At 44.0% G+C, this 22,614-nt stretch carries 28 protein-coding genes; 7 read left to right on the top strand and 21 right to left on the bottom strand.

The genetic code is table 11. From position 1 onward, the window contains the following. Nucleotides 1-34: 34 nt before the first annotated feature. Together H2R00_RS04065 and deoD are read right to left on the bottom strand one after the other, a co-directional pair. Nucleotides 35-856: a M15 family metallopeptidase gene (locus H2R00_RS04065; protein WP_154997943.1), complete on the bottom strand. Its 822-nt coding sequence runs from the start codon at nucleotides 854-856 to the stop codon at nucleotides 35-37. A gap of 33 nt (nucleotides 857-889) precedes the next feature. After that, nucleotides 890-1,588: a purine-nucleoside phosphorylase gene (gene deoD, locus H2R00_RS04060; protein WP_154997945.1), complete on the bottom strand. Its 699-nt coding sequence runs from the start codon at nucleotides 1,586-1,588 to the stop codon at nucleotides 890-892. Between the two features lie 208 nt (nucleotides 1,589-1,796). On the opposite strand from deoD, the gene H2R00_RS04055 reads away from it, so the two are divergent. The 3 genes from H2R00_RS04055 (at nucleotide 1,797) to H2R00_RS04045 (ending at nucleotide 3,895) form a co-directional block, all read left to right on the top strand. Continuing rightward, nucleotides 1,797-2,804: a permease gene (locus H2R00_RS04055; protein WP_182070500.1), complete on the top strand. Its 1,008-nt coding sequence runs from the start codon at nucleotides 1,797-1,799 to the stop codon at nucleotides 2,802-2,804. Between the two features lie 16 nt (nucleotides 2,805-2,820). Continuing rightward, nucleotides 2,821-3,693: a TIGR03943 family putative permease subunit gene (locus tag H2R00_RS04050; RefSeq protein WP_182070499.1), complete on the top strand. Its 873-nt coding sequence runs from the start codon at nucleotides 2,821-2,823 to the stop codon at nucleotides 3,691-3,693. 70 nt (nucleotides 3,694-3,763) lie between these two features. Continuing rightward, complete coding sequence (locus tag H2R00_RS04045; RefSeq protein WP_023857374.1) at nucleotides 3,764-3,895, top strand: protein YoyE; 132 nt, start codon at nucleotides 3,764-3,766, stop codon at nucleotides 3,893-3,895. 36 nt (nucleotides 3,896-3,931) lie between these two features. Here the strand turns inward: H2R00_RS04045 and H2R00_RS04040 are convergent, their stop codons facing one another. From H2R00_RS04040 to H2R00_RS04030, 3 genes are all read right to left on the bottom strand, one after another. Further along, entirely contained in the window at nucleotides 3,932-4,243 is a 312-nt protein-coding gene (locus H2R00_RS04040) for a YodL domain-containing protein (RefSeq protein ID WP_173636688.1), read from the bottom strand. Nucleotides 4,244-4,306: 63 nt separating this feature from the next. Next, entirely contained in the window at nucleotides 4,307-4,918 is a 612-nt protein-coding gene (locus tag H2R00_RS04035; RefSeq protein WP_244958279.1) for a phosphatase PAP2 family protein, read from the bottom strand. A 111-nt stretch (nucleotides 4,919-5,029) separates the two neighbouring features. Next, nucleotides 5,030-5,200, bottom strand: coding sequence for a YozD family protein (locus H2R00_RS04030; protein WP_020451846.1), 171 nt, complete (start codon nucleotides 5,198-5,200; stop codon nucleotides 5,030-5,032). Nucleotides 5,201-5,322: 122 nt separating this feature from the next. Between H2R00_RS04030 and H2R00_RS21130 the strand changes: the two genes are divergently transcribed. Further along, nucleotides 5,323-5,457, top strand: a complete 135-nt coding sequence (locus H2R00_RS21130) for a hypothetical protein (protein WP_003182756.1) — start codon at nucleotides 5,323-5,325, stop codon at nucleotides 5,455-5,457. On the opposite strand, the gene H2R00_RS04025 is transcribed toward H2R00_RS21130, so the two are convergent. The 13 genes from H2R00_RS04025 to H2R00_RS03965 all read right to left on the bottom strand — a co-directional run bounded on the left by H2R00_RS04025 (nucleotide 5,450) and on the right by H2R00_RS03965 (nucleotide 18,916). After that, nucleotides 5,450-6,130, bottom strand: a complete 681-nt coding sequence (locus H2R00_RS04025) for a germination protein YodN (protein ID WP_182070498.1) — start codon at nucleotides 6,128-6,130, stop codon at nucleotides 5,450-5,452. The genes H2R00_RS21130 and H2R00_RS04025 overlap by 8 nt on opposite strands. A 163-nt stretch (nucleotides 6,131-6,293) precedes the next feature. Continuing rightward, a complete protein-coding gene (locus tag H2R00_RS04020) occupies nucleotides 6,294-6,515 on the bottom strand; it encodes a YozE family protein (protein ID WP_154994651.1) in 222 nt (73 codons plus the stop codon). A 105-nt stretch (nucleotides 6,516-6,620) separates the two neighbouring features. Further along, nucleotides 6,621-6,902: a YokU family protein gene (locus tag H2R00_RS04015; RefSeq protein WP_182070497.1), complete on the bottom strand. Its 282-nt coding sequence runs from the start codon at nucleotides 6,900-6,902 to the stop codon at nucleotides 6,621-6,623. After that, nucleotides 6,899-8,308, bottom strand: coding sequence for a lysine 2,3-aminomutase (gene kamA / locus H2R00_RS04010; protein WP_154994655.1), 1,410 nt, complete (start codon nucleotides 8,306-8,308; stop codon nucleotides 6,899-6,901). Before kamA ends, H2R00_RS04015 begins: the two co-directional genes overlap by 4 nt. Before the next feature lie 98 nt (nucleotides 8,309-8,406). Beyond that, entirely contained in the window at nucleotides 8,407-9,240 is an 834-nt protein-coding gene (gene ablB, locus H2R00_RS04005) for a putative beta-lysine N-acetyltransferase (RefSeq protein WP_154994657.1), read from the bottom strand. Nucleotides 9,241-9,243: 3 nt separating this feature from the next. Beyond that, the gene (locus H2R00_RS04000) at nucleotides 9,244-10,536 is read right to left on the bottom strand and encodes a peptidase (RefSeq protein WP_182070496.1); all 1,293 of its coding nucleotides are present in this window, start codon (nucleotides 10,534-10,536) and stop codon (nucleotides 9,244-9,246) included. Nucleotides 10,537-10,549: 13 nt separating this feature from the next. Then, complete coding sequence (locus H2R00_RS03995) at nucleotides 10,550-11,203, bottom strand: 3-oxoacid CoA-transferase subunit B (protein ID WP_154994661.1); 654 nt, start codon at nucleotides 11,201-11,203, stop codon at nucleotides 10,550-10,552. Continuing rightward, on the bottom strand, nucleotides 11,185-11,877 hold the full coding sequence (locus H2R00_RS03990) for a CoA transferase subunit A (RefSeq protein WP_020451855.1): 693 nt from the start codon (nucleotides 11,875-11,877) through the stop codon (nucleotides 11,185-11,187). Before H2R00_RS03990 ends, H2R00_RS03995 begins: the two co-directional genes overlap by 19 nt. Further along, nucleotides 11,874-13,214 (bottom strand): aspartate aminotransferase family protein, encoded by a 1,341-nt coding sequence (locus tag H2R00_RS03985; RefSeq protein WP_182070495.1) that lies wholly within the window; start codon nucleotides 13,212-13,214, stop codon nucleotides 11,874-11,876. Before H2R00_RS03985 ends, H2R00_RS03990 begins: the two co-directional genes overlap by 4 nt. A 168-nt stretch (nucleotides 13,215-13,382) precedes the next feature. Beyond that, the gene (locus tag H2R00_RS03980) at nucleotides 13,383-14,618 is read right to left on the bottom strand and encodes an MFS transporter (RefSeq protein WP_182070494.1); all 1,236 of its coding nucleotides are present in this window, start codon (nucleotides 14,616-14,618) and stop codon (nucleotides 13,383-13,385) included. A 135-nt stretch (nucleotides 14,619-14,753) separates the two neighbouring features. After that, complete coding sequence (locus H2R00_RS03975; RefSeq protein WP_003182774.1) at nucleotides 14,754-14,882, bottom strand: YjcZ family sporulation protein; 129 nt, start codon at nucleotides 14,880-14,882, stop codon at nucleotides 14,754-14,756. Between the two features lie 79 nt (nucleotides 14,883-14,961). Then, the gene (locus H2R00_RS03970; protein ID WP_182070493.1) at nucleotides 14,962-15,732 is read right to left on the bottom strand and encodes a GNAT family N-acetyltransferase; all 771 of its coding nucleotides are present in this window, start codon (nucleotides 15,730-15,732) and stop codon (nucleotides 14,962-14,964) included. A 154-nt stretch (nucleotides 15,733-15,886) separates the two neighbouring features. After that, the gene (locus tag H2R00_RS03965; RefSeq protein WP_182070492.1) at nucleotides 15,887-18,916 is read right to left on the bottom strand and encodes a DEAD/DEAH box helicase; all 3,030 of its coding nucleotides are present in this window, start codon (nucleotides 18,914-18,916) and stop codon (nucleotides 15,887-15,889) included. 170 nt (nucleotides 18,917-19,086) lie between these two features. On the opposite strand from H2R00_RS03965, the gene H2R00_RS03960 reads away from it, so the two are divergent. Next, nucleotides 19,087-19,278 carry a tyrosine-type recombinase/integrase gene (locus H2R00_RS03960; protein ID WP_244958278.1) on the top strand — a complete coding sequence of 64 codons (192 nt, stop codon included), beginning with the start codon at nucleotides 19,087-19,089 and terminating at the stop codon, nucleotides 19,276-19,278. A 104-nt stretch (nucleotides 19,279-19,382) separates the two neighbouring features. Here the strand turns inward: H2R00_RS03960 and msrB are convergent, their stop codons facing one another. Together msrB and msrA are read right to left on the bottom strand one after the other, a co-directional pair. Further along, complete coding sequence (gene msrB, locus H2R00_RS03955; protein ID WP_154994015.1) at nucleotides 19,383-19,823, bottom strand: peptide-methionine (R)-S-oxide reductase MsrB; 441 nt, start codon at nucleotides 19,821-19,823, stop codon at nucleotides 19,383-19,385. Next, nucleotides 19,810-20,355, bottom strand: a complete 546-nt coding sequence (gene msrA, locus H2R00_RS03950; protein WP_154994017.1) for a peptide-methionine (S)-S-oxide reductase MsrA — start codon at nucleotides 20,353-20,355, stop codon at nucleotides 19,810-19,812. The genes msrB and msrA overlap by 14 nt, the downstream gene beginning before the upstream one ends. A 356-nt stretch (nucleotides 20,356-20,711) precedes the next feature. Between msrA and H2R00_RS03945 the strand changes: the two genes are divergently transcribed. After that, entirely contained in the window at nucleotides 20,712-21,146 is a 435-nt protein-coding gene (locus H2R00_RS03945) for a MarR family transcriptional regulator (protein ID WP_003182782.1), read from the top strand. Nucleotides 21,147-21,212: 66 nt separating this feature from the next. Beyond that, the gene (locus tag H2R00_RS03940) at nucleotides 21,213-21,464 is read left to right on the top strand and encodes a DNA alkylation repair protein (protein WP_182070491.1); all 252 of its coding nucleotides are present in this window, start codon (nucleotides 21,213-21,215) and stop codon (nucleotides 21,462-21,464) included. Between the two features lie 60 nt (nucleotides 21,465-21,524). Here the strand turns inward: H2R00_RS03940 and H2R00_RS03935 are convergent, their stop codons facing one another. Continuing rightward, nucleotides 21,525-22,613, bottom strand: a complete 1,089-nt coding sequence (locus H2R00_RS03935) for a GGDEF domain-containing protein (protein ID WP_154994019.1) — start codon at nucleotides 22,611-22,613, stop codon at nucleotides 21,525-21,527. Between the last annotated feature and the right edge of the window lies 1 nt (nucleotide 22,614).

Below are 22,614 nucleotides of genomic sequence, written 5' to 3'. Positions count from 1 at the left end.
ATGAAAAGGCCGATTGATATCGGCCCTTTCCCTTTTATATCTTTTTCACTTGTTTAAAATACTCTTCAAGCGTCAAGTCGTGTTCTTGGATGACTTTAGCCGCTTTTTTTCCTACATAGCGCAGGTGCCAAGGTTCATACTTATATTTCGTGATGTCTTCTTTATTTTTCGGATAACGGATGATATAGCCGTATTTGTAAGCGTTCTTCTCGACCCATTGTCCGTCTTTCGTATTGCCGAACTCCTCTGATAAGGCGAAGCCGTTGCTTTTGCTGGAAATATCCATCGCAAGTCCTGTCTGATGCTCGCTTTGGCCCGGATATGCCACAGCTTCTTTCGCCTTTTCTTCTCCCTTTTGGCTGACTTCGTTGTTATAGATCGCTTTTTGTCTGTCATAGGATCTGTAGCCGGACACCGCAACGAGTTCATAGCCTTCTTTCTTAGCGGCGCTGAACATCTCTTCAAGCGCTTTGGCAGCTTCTTTTCTGATATAACGCTTGTCGATATCCTCGGTAAAAGAAAACGCGACATCAGGCACTGTCAGATCGCTCGGTGCATAGTTGCCGGGAAGCGCGTATTCTTTATTTACAAGCGCCATTATATTTTCCGGATTTTGAATCGTCGGCAGCCCGTCTACATCTTTTATTTGATTAAAGTACTTGCTTTCGAGTATGAATTCCTGATCTTCCAGATTGCTGTCGGCCTTTTGGTCTTTTGCATCCTTGCTTGCGTTTGCAGTGTTCTGTGTTTTAGCCGTGTCATTTTGCTTCTGTTCGGTCATGGTACATCCTGTGCCAAGCAGGACCGCTGCACTCAGCAATGAAGCAATCGTCACGTATTTGTACTTTCCGTTCATTCGAATCCATCCTTTTTCAGTGCATGTATGCTTTTACAAAGCGGCATCCAGAGCCAGCAGAATCATATCATTAAAGGTCGTCTGCCTCTCTTCTGCTGTTGTTTCCTCGCCGGTAATGACGTGATCGCTGACCGTTAAAATCGAGAGGGCTTTTCGGCCGAATTTCGCAGCTAATGTATAAAGCGCCGTTGTTTCCATCTCGACCGCAAGCACTCCGTGTTTGGCAAGCTTCTCAATTTGGCTGTCGTCATTATAGAATTGATCCGCTGTAAACACATTCCCTGCCGTAACCGGGATGTTCCGCTCACTTGCAGCGTCATAAGCAGCTTTTAACAGGCCAAAGTCTGCGCAAGGCGCAAAGTCGATCGAACCGAATGCCACTCTGTTGATTTGCGAATCGGTTGATGAAGTCATCGCAAGAATGACATCTCTTACATTGACGTCTTTTCTGATCGCACCGCATGATCCGACGCGGATCAGGTTTTTCACATCATAGCTTCTGATCAGTTCATTGACATAAATTGAAATAGACGGCACACCCATGCCCGTCCCCTGTACGGAAACACGCTTTCCTTTATAAGTGCCCGTAAAGCCGTACATTCCCCGTACTTCGTTATAACATTCAACGTTTTCCAAATATGTATCAGCGATATATTTTGCACGCAGCGGGTCTCCTGGAAGCAGCACCGTTTCTGCAATTTGTCCTTTTTCTGCGCCAATATGTACGCTCATGAATATTCCTCCTGCCTTTTTAAAGCTGATTTGTGATGATGATTGCAGCATCCACTCGCATATGTATTATAAACCAACATCGCGGAAAAAGAAAACAAAGCCCTGCTCCGCTTCGGCATCATTCTTTTCTTGTCATGTTTAAAAAAGGACAGGCATACCTTTAAAAAAGAATCATTACGATTAGCTATTTCAGGATGGAGGAAAAGCGATGTTTCGTTCACTTAACAGTTATTTAATCGACTTTACCGGGCTTGTTGTCATCGGTGTTTTAGTATGCCTTGTGTCAGCCGGCGGATCGCTCGCCGCAGGCCTCCCCTTCCAGATTCCGGCTTCCGTTCAGCAGCTGAATACGATTTTCATCAGCATTTTAATCGAAGCCCTTCCCTTTGTGTTAATCGGGGTATTAATCGCCGGTTTCATCCAGATCTTTGTGACTGAAGAGCACATTCGCTCCCTTTTTCCGAAAAACAGGTTTTCAGGAGTGATTGTCAGCTGTTTGCTCGGCGCTTGTTTTCCGGCTTGCGAATGCGGGATTGTCCCGATCGTGAGAAGGCTCGTGTCAAAAGGCGTTCCCATCTATGCCGGCGTCGGCTTTCTGTTGACAGGACCGCTGATCAATCCGATTGTCATCTTATCCACTTATATGGCATTTGGCAATGACTTGCGAATGGCCGTTTTAAGGGTTGCTGTCGGTTTTGCCGCAGCGGTCGTCATCGCTTTTGCGATTAGCATGATGTTCCGCTCAAGCCAGCTGAAAACGGAAAGCCGGCAGACAGCTGCACACTGCACCCATTCCGGCAGACGATCCCCTTTTTCGGAAAAGCTATTTGATATGTTGAAACATGCTGTTGACGAATTCTTTGATATGGGGAGGTTTCTGATTATCGGCGCTTTAGTTGCTGCACTTGTGCAAACCTATCTCCCGTTAAAATCGCTGTTTCTGTTCGGAGGGGGCATGCTTGACTCGGCATTGGTCATGATGGGGCTGGCTTACTTTTTATCGCTGTGCTCTGAAGCGGATGCATTTATCGGCGCTTCCTTCACCAATTTGTTTCCTTCCTCATCCATCCTTGCTTTTCTCGTTTACGGGCCGATGCTCGATTTAAAAAATACGGTCATGATGCTGCATGCGTTTAAGCCAAAGTTCGTCATTTGTTTGTCTGTCCTGATCACCGTTGTTGTCTATGTTTGTATCAAAGTTGTCAGTTTGCTGTAGAAAGGAGGTTTTACCAATGGTTTTTCAGCTTCGGCAATTTTTGCGCGCACTTGTGTTGGCTGCCTTTTCCGTCTTTATTTTCAAGCTCCATTACACAGGGGAAATTGATAAGCTGATCAATCCGAAATACGATTACACAAGCCTCATCGCCGCAGGTGTGTTCGCGTTTCTGTTTATCATTCAGCTGACAAGGATCTGGACGGTGAAGGATGACCACACTGGAGATTGCGGCTGCGGACATGATCATGGCGAGTCAAAGCCTTTTTTTATCAGGCTGATGCATTATGCCGTCATCGCTCTTCCCCTCATCACCGGATTCACCCTTTCCCCGGCTGTACTGAATTCGTCTGTCGCTGCCAACAAAGGGACTATGCTCACCAAAACGGAGATCGCCCCTCAAACTGAAGGCGAAAAGGAACATGTCATGACACCGGAGATTCAGCAAGGGCTTGCCGATTCAGCGATGCCGAAGTCGGCTTATGATCGGAAGATGGATCAATTTAAGCATGAAAAGCGGATTGTCATGAATGACGATATGTTTGCAGACTACTATGATGAAGTGACAAGCAGTCTTGATCATTACATTGGAAAAGAGATCACGGTCAAAGGCTTCGTCCATAAGGAAGCCGGGCTGAGCACACACCAGCTCGTGCTGTCCCGATTTATGATCACGCACTGCATCGCAGACGCCAGCCTGATCGGGTTTCTTGCCGAATGGAACGGCGCTGAGCAATTGCAGCCTGATACATGGATTGAATTGGAAGGAACGCTCGGCAAAGCATCTTATAACGGCGCTGTCATCCCGATCATCCGCGCGAAGCGATGGAAGGAGATCAGCGAACCTGAGCAGCCGTATGTCTACCCGGCTGCAATCAATATGACAGAATAAAGACGACTTTCTCCTGGATAAATAGCGGGGCGTTTAGTCATCCTATTTTTTAGGAAGGAGGTCATAAATGATGGGCAAAAAACAGCGAAACAGAGTCACCGGACTGAAAAAGAACAACCACATCCCGACAAAGGACGTCATTGCGGCAGAGGATGCGCACGAAAAGGAATTCAGCGCCAGAAAACGAAAGAATACAACATAAAAAAACTGCGGACAGCGCTTCCGCAGTTTTTCAGTCTTACGATGACTGCAGCAAAATGCGGTTGATTTTGCTCCATCCCGTAGACAGCAGTTTATAATAGGTTTTTCCCTTTCTTCCTTCATCAATTAAAACGATGTCGCCTGTTGCAAGAAATCTCGCCTTATAATCATTCGGCACCGTGTCATAAACATTGAAAGTGGAAAATGTCCGTTCCAGCACATCTTCATGGGTTCTGCCGTTTATTTCCGTTCTGTAAACCATCTCATATCCCTTATCTTCACCAAAGCAAGGCGTTTGAAAAATCGTCACATCATAAGGTGTCAGCTTTTTTTTAAACAGTTGAAACATTAACGGCAATACAGATCCCTCCTTTTTTTATACAATTGGCGTTTCGCGGCTCAATCCCTTTGACTACTTTTGTCGAACAAGCGGGTACTTTTCGCCAATTTTTTTGAAGATGAAAAACAGCGCCAGACCGAGAGAAAATCCTGAGATGACATCTGTCATGTAATGAACGCCGAGATACATGCGGCTGATTCCGATGAGTCCGACGAGAAGGCCCGTCCACATGTAAACCGCTCGGCTGTGTTTTTGAAAAAAAGGAATGCAGAGCAAAAGGAGAAATGCGATAAACGGGTATATGCTCGCCGCATTCATTGAATGGCCGCTTGGAAAGCTGTGTGACGGTTCATGCACGAGCGGGTTTATCGCAGGGCGCTCTCTGGCAATCCAGTCTTTTAAAGCTTCATTGGCCGTTCTTTCAACAAAAAACAGCAAATAAAGATACAGTGATGCCGCTGCTTTTTTATAGACGGCAAGAACCAGGGTTATAGCCAGCATTAGCGGCAGCATGAAGCCGCTTGACCCCAGCTCTGTCAGCCCCTTAAAAAATGCTGTGAGAACCGGGTGTCTGACTGACTCGAGAGCCTGTATCACGCTCACATCAAATGATTGAACCGCCGGGATGCGGATAAGAATGGCCATGATGACAAAGACAGCGGCTGAAAATAGTGCTTTATACATTGAAAAAGTCAGTTCCTCCTTGACATTGTTTTTAAACATTTTACACCCGGCTCCCCTGCCGGGCAAATATATAGGAAAAACCGGAGCAGGTGCGCCCCGGTCCCCTTTTTTTCAATCCTCTATATGCTCATCTATCATACATTTTGCAATCAGATAATCAAAGGTGATATCGGCAATTTCGAACAGTTCGTCCTCGCTCGGTATGTAGCCTCTTCTTGTCAGCTCTAGATAAAAAAAATCAGCGATTTCTTCTGTATCTATCATCAGTTCAATTTCTTTCATTGTGATCGCCTCCTTATTCTGATGTATGAGCTGGCATTCGGTTTTATAACCGGTTTGTCATAATGTTTGTCCTCTGTCATATACATGTCGTAACAAGACAAAAGCCGGAAGGGGAAAAGAAAATGATCCAAAAAACGCTTGAAGCACTTGACGGAGAAGGGTTTGACCTGGTTTTGGGGAAGGTCTTGAAAGCCATGTTCGCTCTTATTGTGTTTGGCTGTTTTCCTTATTTCTTATATTTGTTGTTTATCATTTGAAATATTCTTTCAGGCTGCTTAACACAAACTCCATCATTTCTTTATATTCCGCATCCTGAAACATTTCATACAATACTTTATAGTCATTGTAGATATCAAGCAGCTCATCCACGACAGCAACTGCCATGTTGTGCTCATGTTCCTGCTCCTCGAAATCCCCAGAAAACGGCAAAAATACCTTTTCAGATATCGGTTCATCAAGCTCTTGTCCGGCTTCGCCGACATAATGAACAAACAGAAGCTGATGGACGAACTGGTCCATTTCGTAAGTTCTGAGCACGAGCGTTAAATCCTCTTCTTCGGTTTCAAGCCATTCTCCGTCTTTTAAACGGGTCAGCTCGTAAATGATATCTTCCCAGCCATCCTCCACATATCTCCAAATTTCCGTTCTGTGCCCGGTGATTTTAAACAATTCTTTGCCGTAATCTTTTACATAGACGACATCCCCGATTAAAAATTCATATTCGATGTCAAGCTTTTCCGTATCGACAATGACCCCGTCATAATCTTTGTAAAGTTGAAGAGAAGTCTCAAAATAAAGCACTTCATTATGATTGACTTCATACAAAAAATGCTTATCGATTTTATGAACTTTTGTAATCGTTCCGACCGTCCCGTACATCACGACGACGACAACATCCCCGACTTTGAATTTAGGCGCGTTTGACTTCATTTGGATTCCCCCTTGCCTTGAAGCTTCCGTGTTACGCTTATCGTATGCTGAGTGCTGTCAATTCGCATGGGCTAAGGTTACAAAGCCCGATGAGTTTTCCGAAAAGCCCAGCCGGCTCGGGCGAACGTAAAAAAATCCGCAGTTCTGAATAACTGCGGATTTTTTATCGCTTTGTTTCCGAAATATATTGTTCCCAAGCCTCATCAAATGTCGTCATTGACGATAAATAATCCCCATTAAGCTCAAGGTAAGAGCTGATTTCATCGTAATGAGTTGACGCCTTGGGAAATCCGTGATCAAGATAAGCATGGTTCGCGAATTCGCTGATTGCGTCCTTCGGTTTCGGATGGCGGTATTTCATTAAATAATGATAAAAAGACTTCACGGTCTCCCCTCCTGTCCTCTTTTGATGTTCTATTATACAGGCCGTCTGAAAAAATACAAACAAAAAACCCGTTGAAACACGCAAAAAAACCGGCAGAAGCCGGCTTTATGAAGAAAAATCAAAGTAATTGCGCTTCAATATGCGCTCTGTTTTCATCAGCGCATCATACGAAACGGACGATGGCAGTTTTTTTGTATCGATCAAGAGCAGTTGATTTTCAATTTCCCAGGTGACGCTGTCCTCCTGATAGACCATCCCGCAGCCTTCGCATTCCACCGCAGGTGTATCAGTGATTTCTATCGCTTTCGTCCCGTCAGGAAGCTCCCAATAAACCGCCGTGCGGGCTTCCCCGGCTTTTTCTTCACTGCACCATTCACACCTCTTCATTGCACACGCCCCTCAGCTTCGCCTTCTTTTTTTTGCTGAGCAAGGAATTTCTTTTCTTTCAATTCGTCACGCTTTGCCCGGCGGCTTTTCAATGTTTCATGATCGGGCCTCGTGGAATAGCTTTCCCTTCTCTCGAGCCGTTTTAAGCCGTCCGGTGTGTATGAAAGCGTTTGATCCGCAAAGATTGCCGATATGCCGATCTCCTCTTTTTCCTTCATCACATCAGGGAAGATTTCGGCAAAATAGTCGTCCGCTCTTCCCGGAATGTAGTTTTCAGGCTCAGGATACGACGTAATGACGCCTTCAAAATTGCGGAGCACGACTTTATCGTGGCTTTGCGAAATCAAGTAATTCGGCTGTATGGCGATTTTTCCGCCTCCGCCCGGCGCGTCAACCACAAATGTCGGCACCGCATAGCCGCTCGTGTGTCCGCGCAGGCCTTCAATGATTTCAAGACCTTTTGATACAGGCGCTCTGAAATGGCCGATTCCTTCAGACAAATCGCATTGATAAATATAATACGGCCGGACTCTGATTTTTACTAAATCATGCATCAGCTTTTTCATAATGGAAACGCTGTCATTTATACCCGCCAAAATAACGGCCTGATTGCCGACCGGCACCCCGGCATTGACCAGCTTTTCACAGGCTTCCTTCGCTTCCTTCGTGATTTCGATGCTCGTGTTGAAATGCGTATTCAGCCAAACGGGATGATACTTTTTCAAAATACTGCAAAGCTTGTCGGTGATCCGCTGCGGGAAGACGACCGGGGCTCTCGTGCCGATCCGGATGATTTCCACGTGCGGGATGGCGCGGAGGTTTTTCAAAATATATTCAAGAATCTGGTCGTTAATGAGAAGGCCGTCCCCGCCTGATATCAGCACATCCCTGACATCAGGCGTATCCCGGATATAGCCGATCGCCTGATCGAGCTGCTTTTTCGGCACGCCCATGCCGATTTGCCCGGAAAAACGCCGCCTTGTACAGTATCTGCAGTACATCGAGCATTGATTAGTGACGAGAAACAAGACCCGGTCCGGATAGCGGTGGGTTAAGCCGGGGACAGGCGAATCTTCATCCTCATGAAGGGGATCTTCAAGGTCGTATTTTGTTTTGTGCATTTCTTCTGCGAGCGGCACCGACTGCATTCTGATCGGACAGCGCGGATCATCCGGATCCATCAGTGAAGCGTAATACGGTGTAATATTTAAAGGGATCGTCTTTGTGGAGATTCGCACTCCTTCTTCTTCCTCTTTCGTAAGATTGACGACTTTTTTCAAATCGTCAAGCGTTCTGACGGTGTTTGTCAGCTGCCATATCCAGTCGTTCCATTTTTCTTCGGGAACATCTTTCCAAAGCTCAATATCCTTCCAATGCCTTTTCGGCTTAAACAGACCGTTTTCCATCTTTCATCCCCCTATCAGCATTTTCCCTATACTTTTCAGGTTATGTGACCGGCATGAAAAGTGTCTCTTCAAATGTAAAACCCGCGAAAGACCGCTTTTTAAAACCGGCTTAAATTTTTGCACCAGATGTTCATGTTCTCAATGCTTTTATAAATGAGGCAATTGTTCAAAAGCCGGCCCCTGTATGAGTATGATAAATGATAAAGACTGGCGTTCATTCCGAAAGAAGCCGCTCTTGCGATTGAAAAAACGTAAAAGATACCCGCTTGTTTCAAATCGGTTTCGAGTGCCGCAATCAGCCGCCTCGTCAATGAAAAGCCCCTGTATTCCGGCAGGACAGCGCAGTCGGTTATTTCCGCATTCCCCAAAACGGGATTAACGTCTGCACCTGCTGATGCAATCACTTTTTCCCCGTCAAAAGCGAGGTAATAAACAGCCCCTTTTCCCATCGCTTCCTTAAGATACGCCGGATCTGAAACAGGTGCGGGATATACAGGAAAGACGCAGTTGTAGAGATCGGCGAGAACAGGCGCATCAACTGAGGCGGCCCGCCTGATTTTAAAGGAAGCGTTTTGGGCCTCCGCGATGCGGGGAGTGCTGAACAACTCTGACAGCATTTGGTCCTGCGCAAGCCAGTCAGCGGTTTTTCGCCTGTCTTCTTTTACATATTTTACGAACACGTCAGCATCATGCCCGTTAAAGTATCCGTCGATTTTCCCTTCCGGTTCAAACGTCCGCTCAAGCAAAGCGTCTCTGTCAGTTGTTTTGGTGAAAACGATCATTTTCCCTATATCATGTTTTTTTGCTTCTTTCAGTATGGCAGGAAAAAATGAACATACATCGCCTTCATAATTGATGATTCTGATTCTTTTACTGAACAAGTCGACATCCGCTTCAAGCGTGCAGCTGTCATTGCTCCATTTTTTCTCCATGATTTAACCTCCGAAACGGCTGGTCTTTTCACCTGCATAGCCGCACCAGTTCATAATAAACAGGCTGATGATTTTGGCTGACTGGATCAGGGCGTCCTTTTCAATGTATTCGTTTGCCTGGTGGGCCATTTTCGTCTCTCCCGGTCCGAAGACGATGACAGGGGTGCCTCCGGCGTGCGACAATATTCCGCCATCTGTCGCCCACGGGGAAGCTTCGATTAGGGGATCTTTTGCCATGATGGTTTGATAGGCGGATTTCAGCACTTTTGTCAGTTCATGGTCTTCTGCTAAATCGTTCGGGAGCCACATGGCGCCGAACCATTCCAAGTCAACAGGGTAGTGTTTAAACCATTCATCATGGTATTGAAGATCATTGAGCCAGTTTTCAAGCTCGGATTGGACGGCTTCAGGGGTTTCGTTCGGAGCGATTCCGCACCTTCCTTCCAGTGTCACCGTGTCGGCAACCGATGAAGGCCATGCGCCTCCGTTGATCGTGCCGATGTTAATCGGGACCGGAATCGGGATATTGTTATACAAAGAATCTGTTATTCTCTTATTCCTGACCTGTTCAAGCTGGCGGAGCGACTGGATGACGAGCATGCTTTTTTCGATGGCGCTGACGCCTTCATATCTTGTGCCGCCGTGTGCAGAAAGCCCTTTGACCGTGATTCTGAACCACATCGAGCCCTGCTGTTTAATAAACATTTTCATGTTTGTCGGCTCGGGAATCAAAGCGCCGTCTGCCTTGTAGCCCCTCATGACCGCCGCGAGCGTCCCGGCCCCGCCACACTCCTCGTCTACGACACTTTGAAAAATAAGATCTCCTTTTAATTGAACACCGCATTGCTCCAGCGCTTCCATCGCAAATAAAAGAGCCGTATTGCCGCCTTTCATGTCAGTTGTGCCTCGGCCGTATATCCGTCCCTGCTTCACGACCGGCTGAAAAGGCTCCGTCTCCCAGTCTTTTTTGTTTCCTTCAGGCACAACATCGATGTGTCCGTTTAAGATCAGCGATTTCCCGCCGCCCTTTCCTCTTTTGACAGCCGCGATATTCGGGCTTTCTTTAAAGCTTGTTCTGTCTGATTTAAACAGCGGATGCTGTTCCAATTGTTTCATGCTCGGCTCCCAGACATCGATTTCAGCTTCAAATTGCCTCAGTTTCTCCAGGACGACGGCTTGGGCGTTAAATTCACTGCCCATTGTGCTTTTTTCTCCGACGAGTTTTTTCAAAAGGCGAACCGCTTTTTTCTCGTGCGAATCGATCCAATCGCACACTTTTCTCTCTATGTTCTCCATCCAATTCCTCCTCTTACGAAACCGGCAGGTCGATCCGGATCTTTCCATCCGTCAGCCGCAGCACATCATCAAGATCCTCTTCACTCATCAGCTCTTTTAATACAAAACCGCCGCTGTCAATGGTGATCACGGCTTTTTCTGTAATCACCATGTCGACGCAGCCTTTTGCTGTCAATGGCAGCGTACAGTCGGCGACAAGTTTGGGTGCGCCGTTTTTATCGGTATGGCTCATCACAACAATGACTTTTTTCGCCTTTTGGGCAAGCTCCATCGCCCCTCCCATTCCAGGAACCTTTTTGCCGGGGACAATCCAGTTGGCCAGATCCCCTGACTGGCTGACCTGCAGAGAACCAAGAATCGTGACATCAATCGCGCCCTTTCTGATCATGCCGAACGACAGAGCTGAATCAAAATAAGAAGCGCCTTTTACTACGGTGACAGGCCAGCCTGCCGCATTGCAAAGATTCTCATCTTCCCTTCCTTTTTCAGGCGACTCGCCGATGCCGAGAAGCCCGTTTTCAGATTGGATCATGACGGAAGTGCCTGGATCTAAAAAATTGGGAACTAAAGACGGAATGCCGATGCCCAGGTTGACAATCATTCCGCTTTTGATTTCGCGGGCCGCCCGTTTTGCAATTCTCTTCCGCTCTATGACTCCCAAACCCATTTCCAGTTCACCCCTTCCGTTTCAGCGACACCTTCGACAAAAACACCGGGTGTTACAATTTCTTCTTCATCGAGCTCTCCAAGGGGAACGATCCGCTCCACTTCGGCAAATGTCCGATCAGCCGCCATCGCCATAAGCGGGTTCATGTTACGCGCCGTTTTGTCATAGATGATATTGCCGAATTCATCGGCGGTTTTTCCATAAATAAAAGCGTATTCCGCACTCAGCGCTTCTTCGGCAAGGTATGCGCGTCCGTTTAATGAAACGATCTTCTTTCCTTGGCGCACCATGTCATTATCGATCCCGATATCGGTCAAAATACCGCCAAGACCTGTGCCGCCCGCACGGATTCTTTCCGCCAGCGTACCTTGCGGTGAAAATTCAACGGCGAGAAAACCGTCAGTCATTTGTTTTCCAGCAACGGGATTTGAACCGATATGGGAAGCGATCAGCCGCCTTACGCGGTTATTGACGATTAAAGGGCCGATGCCGATGCCGGGAAATCCTGCATCATTGCATATGACCGTTAAATTTTTTACGCCTTTTTTCAAAATCGCACTGATGAAAGAAGGCGGTGAACCGACTCCCCCAAATCCGCCAAACATGACGGTCGCTTCGTCTTTCAAATCGGCAATTGCATCTTCAACAGCAATACGTTTGTTCAGCACCGTCATCTTTCGTGCATCACCTTTTCTGCTTGTTTTTCAATCTCGTGTACCACATGTTTAAATATATGAATGAGCTCTTCCAGCTCGTTGTCCGATATCGTAAGGGGCGGCGCAATGATGACAGCATCTCCCCCGCCGCCGTCAATACCCGCCTGGGACGGATAAAGAAGCAGACCTCTTTTTTTCGCTTCGGAAATGACGAGAGACGACACCGGCATTGATGAAGGAAATGTCTTTTTGCTTTTTTGATCGGCGACAAATTCAATCCCGAGAAGAAGCCCCTTGCCTCGAACGTCGCCAATGATGCTCGACTGTTTCATGACTTCTTTCAGCATTCTTTTCAGCTTTTCCCCTTTTATCCCGGCTTGTTTGACAAGATCGTGTTTCAGGATGTAGCGGAGAACGGCGAGCGCCGCACGGGCTGAAAAAGGGTTTGCGCTGTACGTATGCCCGCTCATGATGACCCCTGAGCCGTTTTTGACCGTTTCCATCATGCCGTCGGATATGACCGCTGCGGCAATCGGTGAATATCCTGCGCTCATCCCCTTGCCGAGTACGGCAATATCCGGGGTCACACCCCAATGTTCAATCGCCAGCATCCGTCCGGTTCGGCCCATCCCGCTCATGACTTCATCCGCGATAAAAAGAATTTCATTTTTTTCGCAAATCTCTTTTACTTTTTTGTAATAACCATCAGGTGCCGTTATGGCTGCTCCAGCTGCCCCAATAACGGGTTCGGCAACGAAGCCCGCGATGAATTGTTTGCCGATCCTTTTAACGGCGAGCTCGATTTCTTTCACGCACGCTTCTTGGCATTCGGGATGAGAAAGCCGGCATCTGTAACAGTTTGGCGCTGAAGCAGCAGGATACCTGTGCAGCATGTGCGTAAACCTGTAGCGGCGCTCATAAAATCCCGACAGCGACAGGGCTCCGTTTGTAATTCCGTGATAGCTGTTCCATCTCGAAAGGAAAATCGTTTTGTCGTTTTGTCCTTTTTCCTGCCAGTATTGAACGGCGATTTTCATGGCGGTTTCAACAGCTTCCGACCCGCTGTTGACAAAAAAAGACCAATTCAGATCACCCGGCAGCCATTCAGCAAGGAGTTCGGCTAGCTGTTCAGCCGGCTCACTCGTAAACTGTGAACGGTAGACAAATGAAACAGCATCAAGCTGCTCTTTAAGAGGCTCAATCACTTCTTGTACACCATGCCCAAGATTGCAGGTAACAGCCCCCGAACAACCGTCAAGGTATCGCTTTCCGGAATTGTCGACAATCCAGCTTCCTTTTGCAGACTGAACGACCGGATAGCTTGCGTGCAGATCCGGCTTAATCAAAAATGACATGAAAACATCCCCCCTTCCCCAATGAGAGGTTTTTCTTTACATTATATGAAGCGGGAAAAGGCGGCATTCTCTTTTCAAGCGGAAATGGTTGATTTCGGAGCGAACGCCGTAAGTGCAAACAAAAAAATAAAAGGACATGTCCTTTTATTTTTCTCGAATCGCGCTTATTCACATTGACGTTTTATCCTGCAAAGCAACTGTTTCTTTCGTCTGTTTTTCCCATAAATAAAATGATCTCATCATCGAAAACGCAGCGAACGGCGCGGGCAGTGCGACGATGAGGAATAAATATTCCGGACTGACGGCATCCGACAACACTCCTGCGGCCGCATAGCCGAGCGGCATAAAAGAGCTGTTGACCGCAAAGAAAGCGCCCAGCGACCTGCCTCTGTTTTCACCTTCCGTTACCCTTTGTAAGTAACCTTCAATATAGATGTTGACTACGCCGCTGATCATTCCGATGACGATCAAAATTACGGCGCCGAGCACGACATGATCAATCCAGCCGAGAGGAGACAAAAGCAGGCCAAAAATCAGCATTAAAGCGGGCACAGCTGCTTTAGCGTGCTCCGGTTTTGCGATAAAGGACAAGAAAAGCGCCGCACACAGCGTCCCGCACGCCCAAAATGATTGAAAAGCGCCGCCCAGCCAAGCCTGATCTTTTAAAAGCAGCGAAGTCCAAATGACGATATATATCGGAAAACCGCTGAATACAAGCTGCTGTATGCTTGTCCCATACAACAAATACTTGAGCGGCTTATTTTGAAACAAGCTTGCAAAGCCGCTGAACAATTGTTTATTCGTAAAAAGAATACGCTTTTGGCTGCCCCTTTTATCTTTGATTCTCCACTCCAAAAAGATGGATAAGAAGGAGAGGCTTCCGCACAGCACCCATAACCAGCCGAAATGCAAAAAGGAAAACAGAACCCCTGTGACAAGCGGAACAATCACTTGGATGAACTGTGTGATCACTTCTTGAAATGCGATTCCTTTTTCAATTTGTTGTTTTCTCAGTGTATCTGGCAAGAGTGATCTTGCCGCGGGTTCGATTGCGGTCAAACATGCCGATACAATCACCCTTGCAGCCGCCAGTAAAATAACCGAACTCATGCCTGACAGCGCCAAAAATCCGATCATTAAAAATACAGCTGAAATGATCATATCTGAAGCCGCAATCAGCTTCCCCCTGTGAAACCTGTCGGAAAGCCAGCCTGTAAACGGAGATATCAAAATCGAGACAGTCAGCCCGATGCCGATCACGATGCTTCCAGAAAGGGCGCTTCCGGTTTCCGATAAGGACCACCATACCAATGAATAATAGAAAAGAACCGAACTAAAGAGCGATAAAAATGTTCCAGACCACAGTCTGAAAAAATCCCCTTTTATGACCCAAGCATATTTCAAAGTTTCTCCCCCGCTTGTCCGATATTTTCACCTCATGATTATATTACATATATATGCAAAATTTGACAACAAAAACAAAAACCTTCCGGATGGAAGGCTTTGTGAGCATGTCAAGCGCCGGGCGTTGGCTTTTAGCTAACAAATGAAAGCCGCACCGACAATGATGAGCAAAATAAAGAGGACAACGATGAGCACAAATGTGTTTCTGCCGTGAAACCCGTAGCCGTATCCTCCAGTAGGACAGCAATAATGGGAGTAATGCACAGGCGATCATCCTTTCGTATAAAGTCTACACCCCAGCCTATGCAGGCCAAGTCCCAATTGGTATGTGCACCTGCCTACTTTATTCAAACAAATACTTAAATATCGTTGTGAGCTTTTCCTCCTGCTTAAAACCCAGCTTTTCATAAAACGTTTTCACCTGATCGCTTCCCGTAGTTACAAGATAGCACGATTCCATGCCCGATTGTTTGGCAGCGTTGAGCATCTGCTTGATAAGGCCCGATCCATAGCCTTTCCGCTGGTAAGGCTCCAAAATGGCGACTTCTTCGATTTTAGCAACGTTTTCGTTCTGATCGAGGTAAAGCTCAGCACATCCAATCGGTTCTCCTTCTTCCGAGTAGCAGACACACAGCTGAATGATGCCTTCCTCGTAAAAAGGATATTTGCGCAGCAGCTTTTCCTTCGCAAACGCTTCACTGATCGACAATGTATCATAAGCCTGCATCATCCGGCAGCCGTCAATGAGCGATTTCTCCGTCCCCCACTCTGCCCGCACACCAGGGGAATCTCCTTTCCAATCTGCAAGCCTAATGGAATAAAACAATTCTTCATCTAGAATATATCCAAGGTCAAAGAGCGACTTTTTCATCGTAAAAGGGAGATCGCGCTTAAAAGAGCTTTTCACATGAACATAATTTCGTTTTAAAATTTCGGGTACCCGAACAAGCAGGGAATACAGCTCTGTCAGCGGAAAATCGTCCTGCAGCTGCAGAAAATGAGAGGAAAACATCTGCGGGATCTGGTCATCTGTGTATATATGATAATGCGATTCAATTTTTTTGCTGCATGTCAGCATTAAATAACGGTCTTCTGTGTTTGTAATGGGGGTCACAACAGTTGCCTCTTTTCTCAAGATGTTCTATTATAATGTTTTTTCGCTTTCAGAGTAGAAAATCCTCTAAAAAAAGATGACCCTTTGAAAAAAAGATCATCTGAACATGCTGCTTTTAAAACGACTAAAACATTTACTGCTACAACCAGTTTTTCTATTGACTAAAATAACATGTTAGACGTAAGCCGTAAGTATCTTTGAGGTAAGTATCAGTTGCCAGAATAATTTGTTTCATTGAATCTGTAATTTTCATAATCGAGACTCCTGGCTGAACAATTGATATTTCAAATTCTGTTTCAAAACCAGATGTCACCATCTTTTTCAGCATATGCAGAGTTCGTAAGTTTCCCTTCTCAAACCGAGTTTCATTATATTTTCTTTGCCTCATATTTTCTCGTTCAATCATCCGCTGAATAATTTGTAAGACATTATCATTCCACATAATTGACTTTTCAGCTTGACCACATACTTCATATAAGTCACTAACACGAGCTCCGGGAAGTTTTTCGGCTGAATATTTACAATGATAAAGATGAAATATAATCTTTTGATTTCTGGAATCAATTTTAATTGAAACGACATCTGCAATTTCTCCCGCTCCATCGTCATCAAAAATAATATCTGATTTCTGATCTACAATATTATGTATTGTAGCATATTGAATCGAATCAGCCTTTCTTCCTCTTCCTTGAGATTCAGATTTAATATCTACTTTAAATTCAGTCCAATCGATAGCAATGAAAGAGTCCTGTGGTATTTCCATTCCACTTTTTGGTTTTATAACTGTTTGTAAATTTTCTTGTACTACAATAATAGTTCCATCGCTTTGTATGAATGATACTTCCGGTGAGTGTTCATACAGATAATCAGTCATTGTAACAGTTCCATTACCTAATTTCACTAATAGTTCTTCACCTTCGATTTGATTGAAACTATATGAAGTCTCATTAATAATCTCCTCAAAGATAAATTTTCGTTCATTTATCCAAAATTCAAAGCGAAGATTTCCATTAACTAAACGTGGATTCTTTAACATTGTTTGAAAGAACGGAAATGTCTTTTGTTCTTTAGAAATATACAACAGTTTGCTAGAGGAATTGGAAACTTCAATCATTTCTGGCATCGATATTTTATAAGGAACGCCTTCTGGAAATTCCGTAATAACCTCTAAAGCAAGGGAATTATTCAATATATTATTTGTATTAATGGAATTATCCAATACCTTCTTCCCTATTTTTTGACACCAGTCTGTCCAAAATTTTATCCGTTCTACCCAACGCATCCAAATTTTACCTTTGTATGAACAGCCTATACTAATTCGTTCTCCTTCTCGATAGCCATAACCGAATAAATTTGACTTAATCGAACCCGATGCAACAGCCTCACTAATTCCAGCCTTAATATCAGCACCTGCAAACATTCTAAAGCTAATCCTTCCGCTAGGTTTTTGCTTTAACCCCAACGTTCCAATCATTAATCTATTAATTCCATCTAAGCTCCGATAAATTGAATCTCCCTTAATTGCTGATGCTTCCGAAAACATACTATCCACAAGCCGATTTCCTTTTCCAGCATCAGTTTCGTTTATATGAACGATTCCATTATCCTTATCAAAGAACAACACAAAGAAATCATAATCATATTGAACTATATCCTTTTGATCTGACCAGACAACCTTTGTTTCAATTTCCTCAATGAAAACATAAACAAAATCTTCTTCATTTATTAATGACGTAGTTCTATCTGGATCCAAAACTTGTTTCCACCCATTAACAGAAAATTTTTTTGAAGGGTGCTGGAACATCCTTGTGCTTACTTTCATTTTTAATTGGGATAAATCTATCTCCTTCACATGACCTTTTTTAAACTTACCAATGAATTCATCTAACTCAACTTCCTTATTGATAGCTCGATTTGAGTGGATATTAAGAAGTTGATTCCAATCGGCATCTTGATGGTACAACTCATCAATTGCTACTTTCAAATCATCCATTGCCACATTCGTGATGAGCTTTGCATTTCCTAACTTATTTCCACTCGTTCGAGCAAATCGTCCAATGAATTGAAGTGTAATCGGAAGCGACTTATATTTGTCATGAATTGCTGCAATTTTCAAAGTTGGAATATCGATGCCTTCACCAAACATATCTACACATACCACAATTTTCGATTTACCATCTTTAACTTGCTGTAAGTATTTATTCCTCTTCACAGGGGGAATGCCCCCGTGAATCACAACTGGATTATACAGTTTATACTTAGAGTAAATTTTTTCATACAACTCATCAGCTCGTTTTCGGGTATTTGCTCTTGCTAAAAGTACATGCTCATATTCATTTTCCAAAAAATCTTTTTCTAATTGTTTAATGGCAATTTTCGCAATTTCTTCGTCAGACTTTCGCTCATCAAATTCTTGAATTGGAAAAAAATCGATCGGTTTGAAATACCCAGCTTTTTGAGCCAGCGCCAAACCATAATTAAAAATTATTTTACCATCAATCTTTTTACCATCATTTCTAAATGGAGTAGCAGTAAATTGCAGAATTTTTTTCCCTGAAAATCTTTCTCTTACTGTTCCCCAATCGGGAGCTACGATATGGTGCGCTTCATCAAATATTACAACCTCTACCTTTTCAACGAGTGTATCCAACATAGGAGAAGGCATTTTTTTAATCATACTAGGAGTTGAAACAACTATATTAGCCTCTTCAAGAGCATCAATCAGAATTGTTTCTTCCTCGTCTTCAACTTTTGACTTATAAAGAAAAGTCGTTGGATAAATAACTTCGTCTGATATCATTTCTAATTTTGGAAGTATCCCGAAATGTCTTGCTCCTTCAAAAATTTGTTCCCTCAAAAGATTAGAAGGTACAATGATAAGTGATGAAGCTATTCTTTCAGAAATTATCGTAGCATACATTGTTTCAGACTTCCCTGTTCCAGTTGGTAAGACAATTGTTGCTGGAGAATTTGATGTAGCCCAATGTGCACGAATTGCAGATAATGCTCCAAATTGAGGCAAGCGTAAACCAACCTCATCTTCATTTCGAGAAACTCTCTCATGATATGACTCTTTCCAACTATTAATAAGTTCTTCTCGATTGAAGGTTCTTCCTTCAGCATCCGTACATCGACTTAACTTATTACGACCGATTGTTGAAATTATATTTTTATACTTCCTCAAACAATCACTTCTTTCTGTTGTAAAATTTTATATTTTCATTAATTTTATTATAACAGACACAAAAGAAACCTTTATCAAAAAATGTAATTAGTATTGTGTTTGGGAATCAAATGATGGTTATATTTTTAGCTTTAGGGGATTTAAACAAGCGGAACTATTAGTAGAATTATTTGAAGAAGATAAACATAAAGAAAACTACATTTCACGGTTTAAGAGATACACATGCGTCATTTTTATTTGCTCAAGATATAGATATAGCATATGTATCAAAACGATTAGGACATATCAATATTCAAACAACACAAAATTATTATCTCGAATTAATGCCAGAAAAAAGCATCAGCAAGATGCCGATGCTTTAAATCTGTTAAGTTTTTTGTAAAGTTCAAGCTGGGTTTGAATCAACTTGAACCAAAATACGTTTGTAGATGTGAGATCTGAGGTACACGACGAGCGCCTTTAAGACCTATTTTTCACGTTCAAACAGCTTGATATATTCGCCGTACCCTTCTTTCTCAAGGTCGTCCTTCGGCACAAACCGGAGGGCCGCTGAATTGATGCAATAGCGCAGGCCGTCCGGTCCGGGTCCGTCTGGGAAAACGTGTCCAAGATGGGAATCGGCAGACTTGCTTCTCACCTCAGTCCGAATCATGCCGTGTGAAGTATCAAGTTTTTCTTCGATCTCCCCGGCATCTACCGGTTTTGTAAAGCTTGGCCAGCCGCAATGTGCGTCAAATTTGTCAAGCGACGAAAACAGCGGTTTCCCCGAAACGATATCGACATAGATTCCGTCTTCGCGCAGATCCCAGTATTCGTTTTGGAATGGAGGCTCCGTCCCGTTTTTTTGCGTCACTTCATACTGCATCCGGGTCAGTTGTTTCAGCCGTTCTTCTTTATTGTTCGTCATGCTTTCGCCCCCAATGCTGTTGTAAAAATCCTTCTCTTCCGCTTCCGATCCGATACTGTGTGTAGCGTTGAGGATGCTTTTTATGATAATCCTGGTGATACTCTTCAGCCGGATAAAATGGCCCGGCTTCCAGAATGTCGGTCGCGATCGGATCTTTAAAGATGCCGCTTTCTTCAAGCTTTTTCTTAGATTCCTCAGCGAGTTTCCGCTGCTTGTCATGATGGTAAAAAATCGCTGTCCGGTAAGACTCACCGCGGTCTGCGAATTGTCCTCCACTGTCAGTAGGGTCGATTTGCTGCCAGTAGAGTTCCAGCAGTTTTTCGTATGGAAAGACATCGGGATCAAACGTGATTTGCACCGCTTCCCTGTGTCCCGTTGTATTGCTGCAAACCTCTTCATAGGTCGGATTTTCCGTATGGCCGCCGGTATAGCCGGATTCGACTTTGATAATGCCCGGCTGTTCGTCAAAAGGCTTGACCATACACCAAAAGCAGCCTCCGGCAAATGTGGCGAGTTCTCGTTTTTCAGCCATCTGTTCTGCCTCCTTCTCTTCAACACTTGTTGGGAACCATTATATCACAGCATGCTCATTTTTAAGCAGCTCCCGCTCATCGTAAAATCAGCTGCTGCCTAAAAAGAAAAAATGACAATAATATGTCATTGCCATCACCGTATTTTAAGAAACAGCAGGATTCATCTATCATTGCCTATGGACCGTTGTTCAATTGATGGTCAAATGAACTAAAAATCTTCTGAAACATACACTTGAAAAGCAAAAATTATGGTATCATAGTGATATCATGTTCATGAAAAATAATATTCATGCTGATTCGGTCATTCCTTTTTTAAAAAAGCTGAAATTTGCTACTTATATGGAGGGGCGAAATTTTGAAAGTTAGAGAACAAATGATGTATGATATGGAAGCACTGCTTCGCACAGTATTTAAACAGATACGTGATGAAATAAATGAGCTGCTCGAAAAAGAGATGTCCCGCAATGAATTCATGATTCTCCGCCTGCTGAGCGAGCAAGGTCCGAAGAAAGTCACGGAGTTTGCAACGATTCTAGGCGTTTCTGCGAGCCATATCACAGCTGTAACCGATGCATTGGTTGAAAAAGGCTGGATTACGAGAGTCCGGTCAAAAGAAGACAGACGGATCATCAAAATCCATCTGACAGACGCAGGAAAAGAAATTATTAGATATTTCGAAGAAAAGAAAACGGAATATTATTTCAAGCGGTTCAGCAGCTACAGTGATGAAGAGCTGAAAACGCTGATTGAACTGTTCAGCAAATTGGACAAGAAACGGGAACAGCGCTGACCCGGATTTTACATAAATGGGCCTGAATTCGTGCACCTTAAAATAAAAAAGAGGTGTACTGACTTTATGACAGCTCCTTATCTTTGTCCAAACTGCAAAACAAACCGAACACGGTTCAACTTAATCGAACAGTCCCCGACATCCGTTAAGATTGCTCCGGCAACAGGGGAGATCATGGAAACGTATTCAGATGACGAGCTTTCTCCATTTCACCTGCCGTACAGCGGCCCTGCCATAAAAGTGCAGTGCGGCGCGTGCGGATTAATTGAAGATGAGAAGACTTTTATCAAACTTGCTGAATTTGATAAACGAACATAAAAAAGACAGGATAGATGGACATCGTTCCATCTATCCTTTTTCGTTCAGCTTAACGTGCATTCAAACGAAGGTGCACACCCGGTTTCTCCCAAGGTGTTTAGCCCTGTACAAACATTGATCCGCTTTTTCAATCAACTCGTCCGTACTGTGAATGACCTCCGGAAAGGCCGCAACTCCAATCGAAACCGTAATATGAATCTTTTTAGAATGAGAAATGAAAAAAGTGTGTGTCTCTACTTCCTTGCGTATCCTTTCAGCAATCTCTGCGGCCTGCGAATGGGAACTGTTCGGCAATATGACTGAAAACTCTTCTCCGCCGTTTCTTGATACAATATCCTCCGTACGTGTTGACTTTTTTAAAATCGTTCCTAATTCTTTTAAAATCACGTCTCCATTTGAATGTCCGTACGTATCATTAATCGTTTTGAAATAATCGATATCGATCATAAGCAAAGACAGTTTCTCGTTCTTCTCCTTTGCGTTTGAAATATGAGCATTCCATATCGCATCAAAATGGCGGACATTATTCAATCCCGTTAAATAATCAATCGACGATTCCTCTTCATACTTTTTTAACAGAAAATGAGATTTTCTTAAATATGAGACAACGTATACTGACGTAAAGCCGCCGATAGTAGATAAAATCCAGAACCAAGTCAATAAAATTTTCACTAAGAAGAAATCGTGGAGGAGCATCAAGATCACAATTGAAATCGCCACATTGGCAAAAATGACTAATGCAAATGTCTTTCGATAAGTGTCAGCGTCTTTATCCATGATTCGGAGGATGAGATAATATCCCATGAATATAACGATCATTCCTATGAGCGCAGCAATCGAAGATGTACTCCCCCCGTAAACAAACCTTCCTCCTATAATCAGCAGAGAACAGATGAATGCCGGAAAGGCGCCTGTAAATAAAAACAAAATCATGACGGGCACATAACGCAAATCAACGATCGTCTCCTCGGTTGCCTGGATCGAAAAGAACATGAGCACATTTCCGAGCAACCCGCCCAAAATGCCGTCAATCCAATCAAGTTGTTTGCTTGTAGCTTTTCGGGAAAAAATATTCCACTTTAGCTGAGTGTAAATAAAGAGCGAAGTAATTAAAATGCACAAATTCAAAAATAAATCGATTAAAAACATG

Source organism: Bacillus haynesii, assembly GCF_014042035.1.
GTDB lineage: Bacteria > Bacillota > Bacilli > Bacillales > Bacillaceae > Bacillus > Bacillus haynesii.
The sequence above is the reverse complement of the archived record's forward strand: the minus strand, read 5'-3'. Positions and strand labels throughout refer to the sequence as shown.

Bases quoted from the DNA above. Each gene is read 5' to 3' on its own strand.
- H2R00_RS04000 (WP_182070496.1), bottom strand. From the start codon at position 10,536: ATGGAGAACATAGAGAGAAAAGTGTGCGATTGGATCGATTCGCACGAG.
- msrA (WP_154994017.1), bottom strand. From the start codon at position 20,355: ATGGCTGAAAAACGAGAACTCGCCACATTTGCCGGAGGCTGCTTTTGG.
- H2R00_RS04055 (WP_182070500.1), top strand. From the start codon at position 1,797: ATGTTTCGTTCACTTAACAGTTATTTAATCGACTTTACCGGGCTTGTT.
- H2R00_RS04050 (WP_182070499.1), top strand. From the start codon at position 2,821: ATGGTTTTTCAGCTTCGGCAATTTTTGCGCGCACTTGTGTTGGCTGCC.
- H2R00_RS04065 (WP_154997943.1), bottom strand. From the start codon at position 856: ATGAACGGAAAGTACAAATACGTGACGATTGCTTCATTGCTGAGTGCA.
- H2R00_RS03935 (WP_154994019.1), bottom strand. From the start codon at position 22,613: ATGTTTTTAATCGATTTATTTTTGAATTTGTGCATTTTAATTACTTCG.
- H2R00_RS03990 (WP_020451855.1), bottom strand. From the start codon at position 11,877: ATGACGGTGCTGAACAAACGTATTGCTGTTGAAGATGCAATTGCCGAT.
- deoD (WP_154997945.1), bottom strand. From the start codon at position 1,588: ATGAGCGTACATATTGGCGCAGAAAAAGGACAAATTGCAGAAACGGTG.
- H2R00_RS04035 (WP_244958279.1), bottom strand. From the start codon at position 4,918: ATGTATAAAGCACTATTTTCAGCCGCTGTCTTTGTCATCATGGCCATT.
- H2R00_RS04015 (WP_182070497.1), bottom strand. From the start codon at position 6,902: ATGAAGAGGTGTGAATGGTGCAGTGAAGAAAAAGCCGGGGAAGCCCGC.
- H2R00_RS21130 (WP_003182756.1), top strand. From the start codon at position 5,323: ATGATCCAAAAAACGCTTGAAGCACTTGACGGAGAAGGGTTTGACCTG.
- H2R00_RS04030 (WP_020451846.1), bottom strand. From the start codon at position 5,200: ATGAAAGAAATTGAACTGATGATAGATACAGAAGAAATCGCTGATTTT.
- H2R00_RS03940 (WP_182070491.1), top strand. From the start codon at position 21,213: ATGACAGCTCCTTATCTTTGTCCAAACTGCAAAACAAACCGAACACGG.
- H2R00_RS03995 (WP_154994661.1), bottom strand. From the start codon at position 11,203: ATGGGTTTGGGAGTCATAGAGCGGAAGAGAATTGCAAAACGGGCGGCC.
- kamA (WP_154994655.1), bottom strand. From the start codon at position 8,308: ATGGAAAACGGTCTGTTTAAGCCGAAAAGGCATTGGAAGGATATTGAG.
- H2R00_RS04025 (WP_182070498.1), bottom strand. From the start codon at position 6,130: ATGAAGTCAAACGCGCCTAAATTCAAAGTCGGGGATGTTGTCGTCGTC.
- H2R00_RS04045 (WP_023857374.1), top strand. From the start codon at position 3,764: ATGGGCAAAAAACAGCGAAACAGAGTCACCGGACTGAAAAAGAACAAC.
- msrB (WP_154994015.1), bottom strand. From the start codon at position 19,823: ATGACGAACAATAAAGAAGAACGGCTGAAACAACTGACCCGGATGCAG.
- H2R00_RS03985 (WP_182070495.1), bottom strand. From the start codon at position 13,214: ATGTCATTTTTGATTAAGCCGGATCTGCACGCAAGCTATCCGGTCGTT.
- ablB (WP_154994657.1), bottom strand. From the start codon at position 9,240: ATGGAGAAAAAATGGAGCAATGACAGCTGCACGCTTGAAGCGGATGTC.
- H2R00_RS04040 (WP_173636688.1), bottom strand. From the start codon at position 4,243: ATGTTTCAACTGTTTAAAAAAAAGCTGACACCTTATGATGTGACGATT.